General features: G+C 68.2%; 23 protein-coding genes. 14 read left to right on the top strand and 9 right to left on the bottom strand.

The window, feature by feature from the left end; all coding sequences use genetic code 11:
- Positions 1 to 34 precede the first annotated feature (34 nt).
- The 6 genes from POF43_RS23800 to POF43_RS23780 all read left to right on the top strand — a co-directional run bounded on the left by POF43_RS23800 (position 35) and on the right by POF43_RS23780 (position 3,057).
- Positions 35 to 928: a hypothetical protein gene (locus POF43_RS23800; RefSeq protein WP_282704742.1), complete on the top strand. Its 894-nt coding sequence runs from the start codon at positions 35 to 37 to the stop codon at positions 926 to 928.
- A gap of 1 nt (position 929) precedes the next feature.
- Positions 930 to 1,112, top strand: coding sequence for a hypothetical protein (locus POF43_RS23795; protein ID WP_271322730.1), 183 nt, complete (start codon positions 930 to 932; stop codon positions 1,110 to 1,112).
- A complete protein-coding gene (locus tag POF43_RS23790; RefSeq protein ID WP_271322731.1) occupies positions 1,109 to 1,807 on the top strand; it encodes a glycoside hydrolase family 25 domain-containing protein in 699 nt (232 codons plus the stop codon). The genes POF43_RS23795 and POF43_RS23790 overlap by 4 nt, the downstream gene beginning before the upstream one ends.
- The gene (locus tag POF43_RS23785; RefSeq protein WP_271322732.1) at positions 1,804 to 2,187 is read left to right on the top strand and encodes a hypothetical protein; all 384 of its coding nucleotides are present in this window, start codon (positions 1,804 to 1,806) and stop codon (positions 2,185 to 2,187) included. Before POF43_RS23790 ends, POF43_RS23785 begins: the two co-directional genes overlap by 4 nt.
- Before the next feature lie 313 nt (positions 2,188 to 2,500).
- Entirely contained in the window at positions 2,501 to 2,728 is a 228-nt protein-coding gene (locus POF43_RS35350; RefSeq protein WP_443732112.1) for a DUF7620 family protein, read from the top strand.
- Between the two features lie 17 nt (positions 2,729 to 2,745).
- Positions 2,746 to 3,057, top strand: coding sequence for a putative phage holin (locus POF43_RS23780; protein WP_271322733.1), 312 nt, complete (start codon positions 2,746 to 2,748; stop codon positions 3,055 to 3,057).
- A 389-nt stretch (positions 3,058 to 3,446) separates the two neighbouring features.
- Here POF43_RS23780 and POF43_RS23775 read toward each other — a convergent pair whose 3' ends face one another.
- Positions 3,447 to 3,632, bottom strand: a complete 186-nt coding sequence (locus POF43_RS23775; protein WP_271322734.1) for a hypothetical protein — start codon at positions 3,630 to 3,632, stop codon at positions 3,447 to 3,449.
- 111 nt (positions 3,633 to 3,743) lie between these two features.
- Here POF43_RS23775 and POF43_RS23770 point away from each other — a divergent pair, with 111 nt between their 5' ends.
- Both POF43_RS23770 and POF43_RS23765 read left to right on the top strand, forming a co-directional pair.
- Positions 3,744 to 4,004 (top strand): DUF8825 domain-containing protein, encoded by a 261-nt coding sequence (locus POF43_RS23770; protein WP_271322735.1) that lies wholly within the window; start codon positions 3,744 to 3,746, stop codon positions 4,002 to 4,004.
- Positions 3,991 to 4,515, top strand: a complete 525-nt coding sequence (locus tag POF43_RS23765; RefSeq protein WP_271322736.1) for a DUF6233 domain-containing protein — start codon at positions 3,991 to 3,993, stop codon at positions 4,513 to 4,515. Before POF43_RS23770 ends, POF43_RS23765 begins: the two co-directional genes overlap by 14 nt.
- Positions 4,516 to 4,518: 3 nt before the next feature.
- Here POF43_RS23765 and POF43_RS23760 read toward each other — a convergent pair whose 3' ends face one another.
- The 4 genes from POF43_RS23760 to POF43_RS23745 are packed head-to-tail and all read right to left on the bottom strand — an operon-like array spanning position 4,519 to position 6,550.
- Entirely contained in the window at positions 4,519 to 4,827 is a 309-nt protein-coding gene (locus POF43_RS23760) for a hypothetical protein (protein WP_271322737.1), read from the bottom strand.
- A gap of 54 nt (positions 4,828 to 4,881) precedes the next feature.
- Positions 4,882 to 5,145, bottom strand: a complete 264-nt coding sequence (locus tag POF43_RS23755; RefSeq protein ID WP_271322738.1) for a hypothetical protein — start codon at positions 5,143 to 5,145, stop codon at positions 4,882 to 4,884.
- Positions 5,145 to 6,302: a site-specific integrase gene (locus POF43_RS23750; RefSeq protein ID WP_271322739.1), complete on the bottom strand. Its 1,158-nt coding sequence runs from the start codon at positions 6,300 to 6,302 to the stop codon at positions 5,145 to 5,147. The genes POF43_RS23755 and POF43_RS23750 overlap by 1 nt, the downstream gene beginning before the upstream one ends.
- Positions 6,299 to 6,550 carry a hypothetical protein gene (locus POF43_RS23745; protein ID WP_271322740.1) on the bottom strand — a complete coding sequence of 84 codons (252 nt, stop codon included), beginning with the start codon at positions 6,548 to 6,550 and terminating at the stop codon, positions 6,299 to 6,301. Before POF43_RS23745 ends, POF43_RS23750 begins: the two co-directional genes overlap by 4 nt.
- A 203-nt stretch (positions 6,551 to 6,753) precedes the next feature.
- Between POF43_RS23745 and POF43_RS23740 the strand changes: the two genes are divergently transcribed.
- The 4 genes from POF43_RS23740 to POF43_RS23725 all read left to right on the top strand — a co-directional run bounded on the left by POF43_RS23740 (position 6,754) and on the right by POF43_RS23725 (position 9,172).
- Positions 6,754 to 7,053: a hypothetical protein gene (locus POF43_RS23740; RefSeq protein WP_271322741.1), complete on the top strand. Its 300-nt coding sequence runs from the start codon at positions 6,754 to 6,756 to the stop codon at positions 7,051 to 7,053.
- A gap of 11 nt (positions 7,054 to 7,064) precedes the next feature.
- Positions 7,065 to 7,970, top strand: a complete 906-nt coding sequence (locus POF43_RS23735) for a hypothetical protein (RefSeq protein ID WP_271322742.1) — start codon at positions 7,065 to 7,067, stop codon at positions 7,968 to 7,970.
- 408 nt (positions 7,971 to 8,378) lie between these two features.
- Positions 8,379 to 8,909, top strand: coding sequence for a DUF6221 family protein (locus POF43_RS23730; RefSeq protein WP_271322743.1), 531 nt, complete (start codon positions 8,379 to 8,381; stop codon positions 8,907 to 8,909).
- A complete protein-coding gene (locus POF43_RS23725; RefSeq protein ID WP_271322744.1) occupies positions 8,906 to 9,172 on the top strand; it encodes a hypothetical protein in 267 nt (88 codons plus the stop codon). The genes POF43_RS23730 and POF43_RS23725 overlap by 4 nt, the downstream gene beginning before the upstream one ends.
- 64 nt (positions 9,173 to 9,236) lie before the next feature.
- Here POF43_RS23725 and POF43_RS23720 read toward each other — a convergent pair whose 3' ends face one another.
- Both POF43_RS23720 and POF43_RS23715 read right to left on the bottom strand, forming a co-directional pair.
- Positions 9,237 to 9,419 carry a hypothetical protein gene (locus tag POF43_RS23720; RefSeq protein WP_271322745.1) on the bottom strand — a complete coding sequence of 61 codons (183 nt, stop codon included), beginning with the start codon at positions 9,417 to 9,419 and terminating at the stop codon, positions 9,237 to 9,239.
- A gap of 39 nt (positions 9,420 to 9,458) precedes the next feature.
- On the bottom strand, positions 9,459 to 10,001 hold the full coding sequence (locus POF43_RS23715) for a flavoprotein (protein ID WP_271322746.1): 543 nt from the start codon (positions 9,999 to 10,001) through the stop codon (positions 9,459 to 9,461).
- A gap of 83 nt (positions 10,002 to 10,084) precedes the next feature.
- Between POF43_RS23715 and POF43_RS23710 the strand changes: the two genes are divergently transcribed.
- A complete protein-coding gene (locus POF43_RS23710; protein WP_271322747.1) occupies positions 10,085 to 11,269 on the top strand; it encodes a helix-turn-helix domain-containing protein in 1,185 nt (394 codons plus the stop codon).
- Between the two features lie 109 nt (positions 11,270 to 11,378).
- Positions 11,379 to 11,759 carry a hypothetical protein gene (locus tag POF43_RS23705; RefSeq protein WP_271322748.1) on the top strand — a complete coding sequence of 127 codons (381 nt, stop codon included), beginning with the start codon at positions 11,379 to 11,381 and terminating at the stop codon, positions 11,757 to 11,759.
- Positions 11,760 to 12,129: 370 nt separating this feature from the next.
- Here the strand turns inward: POF43_RS23705 and POF43_RS23700 are convergent, their stop codons facing one another.
- Both POF43_RS23700 and POF43_RS23695 read right to left on the bottom strand, forming a co-directional pair.
- On the bottom strand, positions 12,130 to 12,372 hold the full coding sequence (locus tag POF43_RS23700; protein ID WP_271322749.1) for a helix-turn-helix transcriptional regulator: 243 nt from the start codon (positions 12,370 to 12,372) through the stop codon (positions 12,130 to 12,132).
- A gap of 295 nt (positions 12,373 to 12,667) precedes the next feature.
- On the bottom strand, positions 12,668 to 12,869 hold a 202-nt coding region (locus tag POF43_RS23695), incomplete at its 5' end, for a hypothetical protein (protein ID WP_282704741.1).

Below are 12,869 nucleotides of genomic sequence, written 5' to 3'. Positions count from 1 at the left end.
CCGGCCGGGGCTTCCCTCATGCCCAGGAGCCACCATGCCTAGCACCACCACGTTCCGTGGCGGCCGTCTTCCCGCCCAGCCGGGACGCCCGCACCTCAAGTTCTCCCACGCCCTGGGTGCCGAAACGCCGGCGCCGCCCGCCACAGCCGACTGGCTCTCCGAGGTCACCTCCTGGGGCATGTACCTCAACGACCAGCTCGGCGACTGCACGTGCGCCGGCGTCGCCCACAAGCGCATCGGGGACCTCGCAGACGCCAAGAACCCGGCCGCAGCAATCACCGACGACGACGTACTCCACCTGTACGAGGCCGTCGGCCACTACGTGCCCGGCAAGCCGAATACCGATCAGGGCGCAGTCTGCCAGGACGTCCTGGAGTACTGGCAGAAGACCGGCTTCGACGGCGAGAAGATCGTGGCCTTCGCCAAGGTCGACATCTCGAACGTCACGGAGGTCCGGCAGGCCATCGCGGCCTTCGGCCAGATCTACTGCGGCTTCAACTTCCCCGACTCCGCCATGAACCAGTTCGACAACGGCCAGCCGTGGGACGTCGTCAAGGGCGCCCAGATCGAAGGCGGCCACTGTGTGACCGTAGGAGCCTACGACTCCACGGGCTTCACCTGCGTGACCTGGGGAGCAACGCAGAAGTTGACGCTGGCGTTCTGGAAGAAGTACTTCGACGAGGCGTGGGTCATCATCACCCCGGACTTCGTGAACACCCAGTCCGGGGTGGACAACGCTGGACTGGACCTGTACGCCCTGGGCGAGGACTACGCGGCGCTGACCGGCGAGACGAACCCGATACCCGCCCCGCAGCCTCAGCCCACCCCCTCCCCGGCACCGGCCCCGACGCCTCAGCCAGCACCGTCAGGGGCCGACCAGCAGCTCGCGGACGCCGCTCACGCCTGGCTGGCGGCCAAGGGCCTCTGACGTGCACTGGCTTCCCGGCGCCTGGGCGTCACTCTGGCCGAACCTGGCCGCCAACGTCATCTGGGTGCCGGTCGCCGCACTTCACCACGTGATGATCCGCCGCCACACCACCCGACTACACCATCAGCAAACCCAACGCATCGAGCAGATCCTCGATGCCCGCTCACTGAAGGAGGCGCCGTGACGCGCACCATGTACGACGGGGTGACTGTCGCCCACCTGCCGACCGGAGCCCCCCTGTACGCGGGCTACGTGGACGGCCGCTACGCGAACGTGACGGCACTGCGGAAGCGGTTCCCGAAGGCCCGCATCGTGGAGATCGCCGTCCTGGCCTCCACCGACGCCGGACAGGTGCTGGATGTGGAGACCGGTGACGCCACCCCGGCTCAGGCCCCGGGCTGGGTCGTGTCCCGACGGCACGCGGGTGTCGATCCGACGGTGTACTGCAACTCCAGCACCTGGCCGGCCGTGCGTGCCGCGTTCCGTAACGCGGGGATCGCGGAGCCGCACTACTGGATCGCCCAGTACGACAACAAGGCGACCATCCCTACCGGGGCGGTCGCCAAGCAGTTCCAGAACGATCCCGGGTGGGACAAGTCCGTGGTCGCGGACTACTGGCCCGGCATCGACCCCAAGCCCGTCCCGGAGGACACCATGACGCTCACCTCGGCCGACCTGGCCGCGCTCAGCAAGCTCATTGACGAGCGCATCGCCGCAGCCGGCCCCGCCATCGCCCGCGCCGTCGCCCAGACCGACGGCCTGTACCCGGCGCCCGCCGACCGGGTCGACAAGGTCAACCGGTACTGGACGTTGGAGTCGTTCGTCACCGACATCGACGGCATCGTCCGCGGCCTGGCCGACAAGGGGGTGGGCAAGTGAAGCCGGCTCTGATCTTCGGGCGTGAGCCGGCGGTCATCCTCGGTGCGGCGACGGCCCTGCTCCAGTTGCTGTCGGCGGCGGTCTGGCATCTCACGTCCGGCCAGCAGTCGGCGGTGAACGCTGTTCTCGCCGCGGTCTTGGCGGTGGTCGTGGCGGTCATGGTTCATGACGGTGTCGTCGCTGCGGTTTCCGGGCTTGCGCAGGCGGGGTTCGCGCTGCTGCTGGGCTTCGGCTTCCACGTTGCTCCGGATCTGGAGACGGGTGCGATGGCGCTGATCGCCGCGGTGGGTGCCGCGTGGCTGCGTACCCAGGTGGCCGCCCCGGTGGCCGCCGACCAGCTTCGTCCGGCCCCGACGCCGACTACCACCCAGGGGGCGTGAGTGGCCGACGGCTTCCTGGGGAGCGTCGGTGTACAGGGTGGTGCCGTCGCGATCCTGGCCGCCGTCGTCTACCTCGTCCTCACTGGTCGCCTCGTTCCCCGTAGACAGGTGCAGGATCTCCGACACGACCGTGATGCCCGGATCGCTGAAGTGTCGGGCGAGCGGGACACGTGGCGTGAGGTCGCTATGACGGAGGCGGAGTCTCGCCAGAAGCAGAGCGACCAGTTGGGGGACCTGTTGGAGTACGCGCGCACGACTGACCGCGTCCTGCGGGCTATTCCCCAGGCTGTTGTTCCGCCGGGGGAGGTGGGTCGTGCTCCGATGGATCGGACGTCTGTTCCTCCGTCGTAAGCCCCGACCGCAGGAGGCAACGCCGGGGTTGCGGGAGGCGGAGGCGGCGTTGGAGCGGGCTCAGGCGGCTCAGAGTGTGGAGGATGAGCGGACTGTTGAGGTGGCGGCTGCTATGCACCGTCTGAGGGAACTGCGTGAGCGTAACCACTTCGCGGAGATGTTCCGGGCTGCGATGGGGGGTGAACGGTGATCATGGATGGAGCACAGGTGGTGAACGTGGTGATGTCGGGGGTGGGGGCCTTCGTCTGTCTGGTGTTCGTGGTGGCTTACCACGTGCTGGCGCCGTGGTGGCGGTCGGAGGCGGGCCGGAACCTCATGGCGTTCGCTGGCGCGGTGGGCGCGTTCCTCGCGTACACGGTGGCGATCTGGTTCTGGCCTCACGGGGCCACGGCTTCGGTGCTGCGTGGTGTGCGGGTGACCGTTTCGGCGGCGATCATCTTGTTGATGGTGCAGCGCCTCGTGATTCTGCTGCGGGTGCAGCGCGGCCGAGTGCCGCAGCGCGACCGAACTGGAGTGTGAACCAGCTGCCGGTATGGGATAGTTGGGGTAGGAGCTGAACCGTCCATTGTTGGCGGTGTAGGCGCCTTCTGCCCGGTGTGGTGACCTAGGTTGCCGAGTGCACGTCACCGGGCAGTGCGACCCGCTCGTCTGCCCGTGGGAAACCCGGGCCCCCGAGAGTCAGTCGGTGTGACAGCCGGGCGGGATCGTTCGTCGGGAACCGGCTTGAGCTGCTGCCAGCTCCTTCACCTTGCGGTGATGACGCCCCCGGGAACCTGTCTGCCGGGACAGGTCGAGACCAGGTGACTGGACTCTCCCGCCCTCGTGCGCTCTCGTGGCGGCTGAGGCCCCCGGAGACCACGATGCCCCCACCCCGCTTCGGCGGGGTGGGGGCATCGTCGCGTGTCCGGCTATAGGACGACACCGGGCCGTTGGGCGAGCGGCGGTTCCTCGCCGGGGACGCCGCCGTCCCCGCACTCGCACTCGATGGTGGGCTGGTCTGCCTCGCACAGTGGGCCGTCGCAGGGGTGGTAGTACGGGTTCTCGCGACGGCCGCTGCCGTAGCAGTCGATGCAGTTCGGGTCTGGCGTGCTCATGAACCCATCGTCTCGTACCGAATGGATTCCTCCGGCGTCGATCACTCGATGGAATGACCTGTCGGCGGGGTGACGCTCTAACCGAATTCGCTCGCTTGTACGATCCGGGGCATGGCCGACTACGACTTCCCCGATGACCTCGTCCAGCTGCGCCGCGACTTCCACCGGACCGGGATCGGCCTTCGGGCACTCCCCGCCGATGCCCCTGCCGAAGAACGCCAGCGGCTTCGCGACCACGAACGCGATCTGGCTCTCCAGCTCTCACAACACCCCTGGTGGAACGCCGAGCCCGGCAGAGGCACCGCGGCGAAAGCCGTGCTCCAGCAACAGGTCGCCGACGATGCTGCGGCAGAGGATCATGCCGGAGCCTGACCCCGCCGAGGACATCTGGGCTGGCGCCGGCCCGTGGGCGACGGTGACGCTGCCCCGCGGGCAGCGGCTCCGGGTCATCGTCACCGGCCGCCGCCGCACCCCCGACGGCTGGTGGTACGAGGTCGAAGCGCTCCTCTGGATGCGGTCTCAGCAGCCCGGTGGTAGCTGGGCGCCCGAGCAGGCGCCGGTACGGTTCGACGTGCCGGCCGACCGCCTGGAGCCGATCACCGGCCAGGACTACACCGCGGTGCGCACGGTCGATGAGCGTATCCCGCGACCGTGGAAGGTCGTCATCTACTCCCCGCCGCCCGACGACGGCCCTGCGGGGATGCTCCACCGCAAGGACTGCCGCCGCCAGGCCCAAGGCGGTCTACCGCTCACCGATGAAGAGGCGGTCGACACGGTTCGCGGCAGCCTCTACGGGCCCGAGAATCGCATCGTTCCCTGCGAACACTGCCGGCCACACAAAGCGCCCCTCTGGCTGCGGTACCCGCCACGACCCGGCCGGTAGCTTCTACCAGGCGGCCGGGCCGAGTTGGCGCTTCAGCTGCGCCAGCCACAGACCGAGGTTCGTCGCCGTCTCGACCGTTCCGTTCGTGCAGGAGTCCAAGCCCTTCAAGTGCTCCTCGAAGGGCACTTCTTCCCACTGGCGCGGTGCGATGACCCCTTCGTCGGCAAGCCGACGGAAGAAGGCGTCGACCGTTGCAATGTCGTCGGGAGCGCGACGGAGAAGCGCCTCCAGGTTGGCGAGGGCGAGGGCCGCTTCGCGGGGGAAGTCGATGCCCCGCTGCGCGAGAGCGATTTCAAGGGTCGGATCGAGCATGCCGCCACCCTTCCCCTCCCGCCGCCCGGATGGGAAGAGGCTTGCACGGGTCGTTCATGCAGCGCGCCGCGGCGGACACGTGGCCGCCCACGGGTGCGGCTGCACCCTCCACAGCGCGGCCGTCAGCACCATCTTGCCGCCAGCGCACGTCGTGAGGAACAGGCCGCACCGGTTCTCGTCCACGACGCCGCAGTGCGTCTTGCCGTCGGACGGCCGGTAGCAGAACACGTGCTCCCCGACGCGAGGCACGTAGCCGTCCAGCGTCTCGTCGCCGGGCCACTGCTGGGTGAACTGCCACTCCAGATCGACCTCATCCACTACTCAGCCTCCTTCTGCTGACTGCGCCGTTTCTCCTGCACCTTGAGCCAAGGGTTGGCTCCACGGTTCTGCGCCCGGTCGAGGTACTCGCGCTTCACCACGGCGCTCCCCGCCTTCCAGCGACCCTGGCTGGTGGGGTCACCGTCGGCGTCGGCGATGGCTTGAGCACCGCCGCGTCGTAGCCCGTGTGCGGTGACCTTCTTCCAGCCGGGAAGGCCAGCTGCTTGTGCTCGCCCGCGAACCCAGGTGTTGATGGCGTCGCCGGTAACGTGCTCGCCTCGGTTGGTGGCGCGGACGCGGGACTGGAGTCGTCCTTCGCGGGTGAGGGCCCGGAGGAACGCGCCATCGTGAACACCCAGTTGATGGAGGACGTTGAGCCATGCTCGGGTGGCGGCCACCGGGTCGAGGAGCGGGTCGTCGTCGGCGGGGATGAAGGTTTCCTCGCCTTTGGCCTCTTGATCGGTCTTGCTGGCGGAGATCCAGAGGGCGACGCCCTCGGCTTCGACGGTGACGTTGCCGATCGTGAGATCGGCGAGTTCAATTCGCCGGTTGAGGGCTCCGCGGCCGAGGAGGAGGACGCACCGGTCGCGGATGCCGTTGGGGTGCTCCAGGTCGCAGGTGGCGATCATGGCTTGGAGCATGGCGTCGGTGATGGCCGGCGCCTTCTTCACGCCGACGCGCTTGTTCCATTCCTTCCTGTACTCGTTGAGCATGCCGCGTGCTTCGGTGGTGCCGGGTTTCTTGTCGTCGGGCATCCAGGTGCGGATGGCGGACATGGCGACGCTGATGGCGTTGGGCGCCCGCCCGTCGTCGATGAGGTGAGCGACGTACTCGACGTAGGTGGCGGTAGTGCACGGCCGTGCGACGCGACCTTCGGTCTCGCACCAGCGGCGGAAGAGGTCGCGCTGGTTGTCGTAGGTGCGGGAGGTGTTCACTGGCTTGGACTTGTTCTTCAGCCGCTCGGCAGTGGCCTCGGAGACGCGGAGGTCCGCCTCTGTGTACGTCGGCTGGTCGGCTTCAGTAGGGATGGGCTGACCGGGGACCAGGATGGTGTGCAGGTCGACAAGCGGCCGGGCCGTGGTGTTATCGGGGCGTCGGATCGGGAGGTGGTCATCCTCGACCAGTTCGGCGTCGACCACCTCGTCGGGTTCGCTCACGCCGACTCCCGCTGGGCCCGCACGGCATCGTTCACACCGTCGTCGTAGTACCGGTTGAACAGTTCACCCGTGAGGGCTTCGTACACCTCGGAGTTTCGGGCGGCGCCTCCCGGAATGATCTGTGCGCTCGTCGCCCCGGTCTGCTTGCCAGTCAGGAGCGCGAGGTACAAGGCTTCGTCGTGGGTCATTCGAACCAGTACCGCCTCGGGCATGCCTTCGTCGTCGAGTTCGATCTGCTTGATCCGCACGGCGATTCTCCCTCTGGTCGCAGATTGGTATAAGGGAAATTATACGCGGCTACCGCTGGTAACACATGTCATTCGTGGTGATGGTGACGGGGCGTCGGCCGCAGGCCCCAGGGCCAGCACCTAGGGGAACGTTATGCGCTGCCGCGTCTAATCTTCTTGGTAAACCTTCTTGAAGACTGACCAAGAAGGTGTATCTTGTTCTTATGAGTGAAGACACGAAGCGCCTTCTCCCGACGGGCATCTGCTGGTGCGGCTGCGGTAAGACCGTCGGCCTCGGCAGCTTCTTCGCCCGGGGACACGACAAGACCGCCGAGGGCGCGATCCTCGCCGCCGACTACGAGGGTTCCGTGGCCCGCATGCTCGACGCGAACGGCTACGGCCCCACCAACTCCGTCACCAAGGCGGCCGTCGAGCGCGGAGGCTGGGAGTACTGCCCCCGCGACTGCGGATACGCCGGCACCCCCGCCAGCGTCCGTAACCACCTCAAGCAGCACGAGAAGTAGGAGGACTGACCATGGGCCGCGAAATCCGTCGAGTACCGCTCGACTTCGACTTTCCCCTCGACGAGACCTGGAGCGGGTTCTTGTCTCCCGACGAGCTGGATAGCCTTCCGTGTCCCGACTGCAAAAGCGGCCGGTCGAAGCGCGCCGAGTATCTGCACGACCTCTGGTACGGCAACGTGCCGTTTCGGCCGGAGGACACCGGCTCGATGCCGTACCTCCCCAGCGCCCCGGCCATCCGGTCGAAGGCCGAGCGCAACGTCGCCCACGCGCCGGATTACTACGGCGTCGGCGAGACCGCCATCGGGTTGGAAGCCATGCGGCTGACGACCCTCTACAACAATGCCTGGTGCCACCACCTGGCACAGGAGGATGTGGAAGCGCTGGTCGAGGGCGACCGCCTCCGCGAGTTCACCCATACCTTCGACGCCAACCGTAACCCGCGCTGGGAGAAGATCGAACCGGCCGCTGTCCCCACGGCTGCCCAGGTTAACGAGTGGTCCCTGACCGGCTTCGGCCACGACGGGATCAACGCGCACATCGCGATCGAGGCCCGGTGCAAGCGGGAGGGCGTCGAGTCAACGTGCCAGACCTGCGAGGGAGAAGGCGGAATCGAGGCGTACCCCGGGCAGTGGGCTGACCGAGAGGCATGGGAGCCCACCGACCCGCCCGCCGGTGACGGGTGGCAGCTCTGGCAGACGGTCTCCGAGGGCGGTCCGATCTCCCCGGCCTTCGCCACGCCGGAAGAACTGGCCCGGTGGATGGCGAGCCCCGAGTACACGTGGGGCGCGTCCAAGCACTCCGCGATCTCCTACGAGAGCGCGCTGGCGTTCGTGAACGCAGGCTGGGCTCCCAGCTTCGTGTCCACGCCGCAGACTGGCCTCGTGTCCGGCGTCGAGTACGTCGGCATGCAGGACTGACGTCCACTCGCAGCACGGTGCCCCGGACGCTCGAATCGTCCGGGCACACGCACGTCAGGCTCTGGGTTGACGCCGCCGCCTTGTCGGTGGCCGGGCTTACGCTGACGGCATCCCATCAACCCGTGTCGTGCTGCTGGCTGCTGGATGTGCCGGACTGCTGGGAGGCCCCGCCGTGTGGCGCGACGGGGCCACAGCAAGAGGCGTTCAACACCACCGGGCGCGTGGCCCCGTGAGAGAGGATGGACGCATGAACCGGTACCCGCGTCGCCCGCTTCGCTACCTGGCCAGCACTATCACCAGCGTCGTCCGGGGTATCCCGGCCGGGGTGCGGTTCGTCGGGCCCGCTGGCACGGTAGCGCTCCTCGCTTGGAGCGTCTGGATCGCCTACCTGACCGCCGGGAGCCACCGATGATCGACGACATCAACCGGCTGGCCGCGTGGATCGGCGAGCAGTACGACGAAGACAAACGGATCGCGCGGGCTGCCACGCCCGGCCCGTGGTGGCACAACCCCGGCAAGCAGTGGCTCGATCCTGAGGCGTTCGAACGGTACGACCTGACCAAAGGCGAGGAGTTTGTCGGGTACGGCGGACCACACCCGTTCACCGGAGCCGTCGCGTCAACCGGCCCGGCGAGCAACCCGCAAGGAATGGCCGACGCCGCCCACATCGCCGCGCACGACCCGGCCCGCATCCTCCGTGCGATCGAGGCCAAGCGTGCGCTGGTCGCCGACCTGCTCGCCGAACGCCACCTCGTCGTTGATGACCCCTGGTACACCTGCGCCGCCGCAACCGACGACCACGACGGCGGCCACGCCGACGCTGACCGCCGCGGGCAGCCGTGCGGCTGCGGCCGAGACGAACGCGTGAACCGGCGCCTGCGCCTGCTCGCCGCCGAGTTCTCCGACCGGACCGGATACGCCGAGGCGGTGGGCGAGTGAACCTGTGGACCGCGCTTCTCCTCGTCGGGGCCCTGCACGCCGCCGCGTTCCTGCTGGCCGCCCTCTGGGTGTCCGCTCAGGCGTGGCGGGAGACGCGGGAGGCCCGCGCTGCCCGGCGGCACCGTCGGCGGGAGTTCTTCAACGAACTGCGGGACGTCCAGCGTGAAGCGGAGACGGCGAGCGTGGTTGTCGCGCGCCTGGGGGAACTCGCCCGGCGGGTCACGGTGGAGATGGAAGGGTTGGCGGCCAAGTCGAGCGCCTGACCCTTTTCGTGCTGTCGCGGAAAAGCCAGGTCAGGGCGTCACTCTACGGGCGCCCGTAGAGTGATCACGCTGCCGCGCCGGACGTCTCCCGCCAGGCGGCGACCCACTCCCGCTGCCACCGCGCCAGCTTCAGCCGGTCGGCCGCCGAAAGCGTCCCCCGGCCGGTGAGCGCACGGATCTCCGCCTGCGCCCGGTCCAGACGCGACGCGGCGGCGCACGTGCAAGATCGGATGATCGGGATGGACATGTGACCGATTCTACCGACGAGTGCCGAAAATCGGGGCGGTCAACAGGCGGGTGAGACGGTGGCGTTCACCGCATCCAGAGCCACCTGCCACGGGAACGGCTTCTTCTCACCGGGCCGGTTCGGCACAAAGCCGTCCTCCCCGTAGAGCACGTTCACCCCGGCGCCTCGCAGTGTCTCGACGGACCGGTCGAACTGCGGGTGCCGCACGAAGGCACTGTTGACGCACGGCATGGCCACCAGCGGGATGCGCTTCCCGATCGCCTCCGCCGCCACCCCGATCACGAACGACGAGGTCAACCCGAGCGCCCAGGAGTTGATGCTGTTGAACGTCGCCGGGGCGACGAGGATCGCGTCCGCCGGCGGCCACGCGTCCGGCTCGCCCGGCAGCTTGTACTCGGACCGCACCGGATGCCCCGTCACCGCCTTCAGGCGGGGCAGTGCGTCCGCCAGCCACTTGGCGGCGGTGGGTGTGAGCCCAAGGCACACATCCCAGCCGTCGCGCCGCGCCGAACTGATCACCGGGACGAGGTCGAGTACGGGCGGGGCAGCGCATCCGAACAGGTACAGCACACGAGTCGTCATGCCGATATCTCACCGGCGCAAGCCGTCGCACGCAAACGCTCCGAACGTGCGCCGTTGGCGCCGGGCACGAGTACCGTTCCGTTATGTCCACCGCCCCCGAGGAACACACCGGCACCCGCATCGCCGCACACCGCCGACTCGCCGGCCTCACCCAACGCGGCCTCGCCGACCGCATCCCCTACTCGTACCGGCTCCTGCGGGCCGTCGAGAGAGGTGAACGCACCGCCACCCCCGACCTGGTCGCCACCGTTGCGCGGACCCTCCGGGTCGACGTCACCGCGCTGACCGGCCAGCCGTACATCACGGAACTCCAGCAGGACCGGCTCGCTGGGATGGTGCGGCCCATCCGTGAGGCACTCGACCTCTACGACCTGGGCGCCAACCCGGAGATGACCTTGCCGCCCGACCGTGAACTCGTGGCCGCCGCGGAGAAGCTGTGCATCCTCGTCCGCGCCACGAAGCTCCACGAGGCCGCCCACACACTGCCCGGGGTCATCGCGCAGATCACCACGGCCGCGTACCGGTCCCCGTCGACTGAACTGTGGGCGGCGCTCGCCTCGACGTACCGCACGGCGCACGACATCGCGGTCAAGCTCGGCTACTACGACCTCAGCACGGTTGCCCTGGACCGTATGGACTGGGCCGCGGAACGTGCTTCCGACCCGCTGCTCGCCGCCGTCCGCCAGTACATGCGGGCACTGACGTATTTTCGGGAGGGCGAGTACACGATCGGGCTACGGCTCATCTCCGCCGGCCAGCAACTGGTCCCTCACGAGGACACGTCGATCTCCGCGCTGGCCGTTGCCGGGCAGCTGCATCTCGGTGCGAGCATCATCGCTGCCCGGTCCCGTAAACCCAGCACGGTCGCCACGCACCTGGAGCAGGCCGGTGAGTTCGCGCTCCGTACCGGCGAGGCAGGGCACGTTCACTACCTGTCGTTCGGGCCGACGAATGTCGGTGCGCACGACGTGTCCGCCCACGTCGAGATGGGCTTGTACGACCACGCACTCACCCGCGCCCGGAACCTCAATCCGCCCCGAGACTGGGCGATGAGCCGTGTGGCCCACATCCAGGTCGACCAAGCCCGCTGCGAGCTGGAGACCGGTAACCATGAGGCGGCAGTGAAGTCGCTGTCGCTGGCAAGGAAGCTCGCCCCTCAGCAGACCCGTTATCACCCGGGGGCGCGGGAGACCATCAAGGGCCTCGTCTACACGTCCCGCCGAACCCCTGGAAGCCTCGACCATCTGGCCGCCTGGGTCGGTCTGTAACGTGCCGTGAAGCTCGGGCCTGGAGTGCCACAAGACTGTGGCACTCCAGGCCCTTTTCGTTTGCCAGCCTTGATCCAGATCGATCACGACTGGTGAAAGGCCCCTGGCCATGACGACTACCGAACTACCCGAGTGGCTTCCCGACGGCCGCGACATGGAGGCGATCCGCGCGGGAATCGACTGGGATGCGATCCGAGTCCCCGCCGCTGTGGCCCAGCAGGTGCTGGAGATTCTCGGCGAGCGCACCGGCGCGTGCATCGAGGACGTGTGGGGAGAGACCGTCTACTGGCTCGTCCCGGCCGGGACGGCGGTCGACTGGACCGCCCCGGCCAGCCAGGCCCTCGGCGTGGCCTGCTGGGTGACGATCCCCGGGCCGTCCGCGGACGGTGGCCAGCGGTGGCTGCGCTCCATCCGGAAGCACGGGGTTCTGACTGGGCCGCGGCTCCTCGCGGAAGCGCTGGCCTCGTGTGCGGCCGGGGTTGACCGGTGAGCTGTAAGTGGTGCGGCATAGACGGGGCCGGGGCCGATCTTCAGGCGGTTGGTGCCGTCCTCAGTGCTTCGGGGCCCGGCTGGACCATGTACGGGTGCGGGCGGTGCCGCACGAAGAAGGGGGTCGTTCTGCTGGCTGATCAGGTCGGCGACAGCGGCCTGCCGCAGACGGCCGACGGAACGCTCGTTCCGTGACCGAGCGGCCGATTCCAAGATTCCATTTGTGATATCGGGGTGATCTTCATGTGGCGATTGAGCCCGCTGTGACAGGACGGTGCAAGCTTCGATGGTCCAGCGCAAAGCGCTTTCGTGCAGCGCAGCAGGGGGGTTACCGTCAGTTCTTTCCTCGCATGCGCCATACGAAGGGCGGGTCATGTCCGTTCGGCCAGAAGGTCCGCCAGGGGCTCGCCGAGGGCTCGGGCAATGAGTAGCAGCGTGGTGATGGTGGCGTTACCGGAGCCAGCCTCGATGCGCTGAACGGTCCGGCGATCTACCCCCACCTTGTGAGCGAGCGCTTCCTGTCGAATGTTCGCCTGTTCTCGGGCGCCCTGGATGCGCCGGCCAAGGGCATGGCGTTCGGCCATCGCCCACTTCAGTTGATCTTCAGTTGGCACCCCATACAAGTTTGAGCAGTTAGGGTGCCCTGTCAGTACATCTCGCGCCGCTTTTTATGATCATGAACGGGCGCGGCTCCCGAGAGCCCGTGCCACCCGAACGGGCGGAACCACTTCCGCCGGAGTCGTGTCGGTCCAAAGGTCAGGTGACCCCCCTTAGGCCGACACTGAGCGCGCCCCGCCCTCGACGAGGGCGGGGCGCGTGCGCGTTCCGGGCCGTGAGCGTCCCCCGTGGGAGATTTCTGGGAGACGACCCGCTCGGATCAACTCGGATGGACTCCTGGTCAACCCGGATCTATGCCCATCCGATATCGCCTCTGACCTGCGACGACGAACAAAGTGCGATGGTCACACGAACGTGCTTTTGGGCTGCCGGGCGACGCGGGGGATCGTCCGGCGCCGCGTCGGCGTGCGTTCCGTGAGTGGCGTTCGGATGGGCCGCGAACCACCGGCGGCGAGTCGCCCCACCTGCATTGATGACCTTGAAGACGTCGTCG

Source organism: Streptantibioticus silvisoli (assembly GCF_027947535.2).
Lineage (GTDB): Bacteria > Actinomycetota > Actinomycetes > Streptomycetales > Streptomycetaceae > Streptantibioticus_C > Streptantibioticus_C silvisoli.
The sequence above is the reverse complement of the archived record's forward strand: the minus strand, read 5'-3'. Positions and strand labels throughout refer to the sequence as shown.

Bases quoted from the DNA above. Each gene is read 5' to 3' on its own strand.
- POF43_RS23800 (WP_282704742.1), top strand. From the start codon at position 35: ATGCCTAGCACCACCACGTTCCGTGGCGGCCGTCTTCCCGCCCAGCCG.
- POF43_RS23775 (WP_271322734.1), bottom strand. From the start codon at position 3,632: ATGAGCACGCCAGACCCGAACTGCATCGACTGCTACGGCAGCGGCCGT.
- POF43_RS23770 (WP_271322735.1), top strand. From the start codon at position 3,744: ATGGCCGACTACGACTTCCCCGATGACCTCGTCCAGCTGCGCCGCGAC.
- POF43_RS23765 (WP_271322736.1), top strand. From the start codon at position 3,991: ATGCCGGAGCCTGACCCCGCCGAGGACATCTGGGCTGGCGCCGGCCCG.
- POF43_RS23760 (WP_271322737.1), bottom strand. From the start codon at position 4,827: ATGCTCGATCCGACCCTTGAAATCGCTCTCGCGCAGCGGGGCATCGAC.
- POF43_RS23740 (WP_271322741.1), top strand. From the start codon at position 6,754: ATGAGTGAAGACACGAAGCGCCTTCTCCCGACGGGCATCTGCTGGTGC.
- POF43_RS23735 (WP_271322742.1), top strand. From the start codon at position 7,065: ATGGGCCGCGAAATCCGTCGAGTACCGCTCGACTTCGACTTTCCCCTC.
- POF43_RS23730 (WP_271322743.1), top strand. From the start codon at position 8,379: ATGATCGACGACATCAACCGGCTGGCCGCGTGGATCGGCGAGCAGTAC.
- POF43_RS23720 (WP_271322745.1), bottom strand. From the start codon at position 9,419: ATGTCCATCCCGATCATCCGATCTTGCACGTGCGCCGCCGCGTCGCGT.
- POF43_RS23715 (WP_271322746.1), bottom strand. From the start codon at position 10,001: ATGACGACTCGTGTGCTGTACCTGTTCGGATGCGCTGCCCCGCCCGTA.
- POF43_RS23710 (WP_271322747.1), top strand. From the start codon at position 10,085: ATGTCCACCGCCCCCGAGGAACACACCGGCACCCGCATCGCCGCACAC.
- POF43_RS23705 (WP_271322748.1), top strand. From the start codon at position 11,379: ATGACGACTACCGAACTACCCGAGTGGCTTCCCGACGGCCGCGACATG.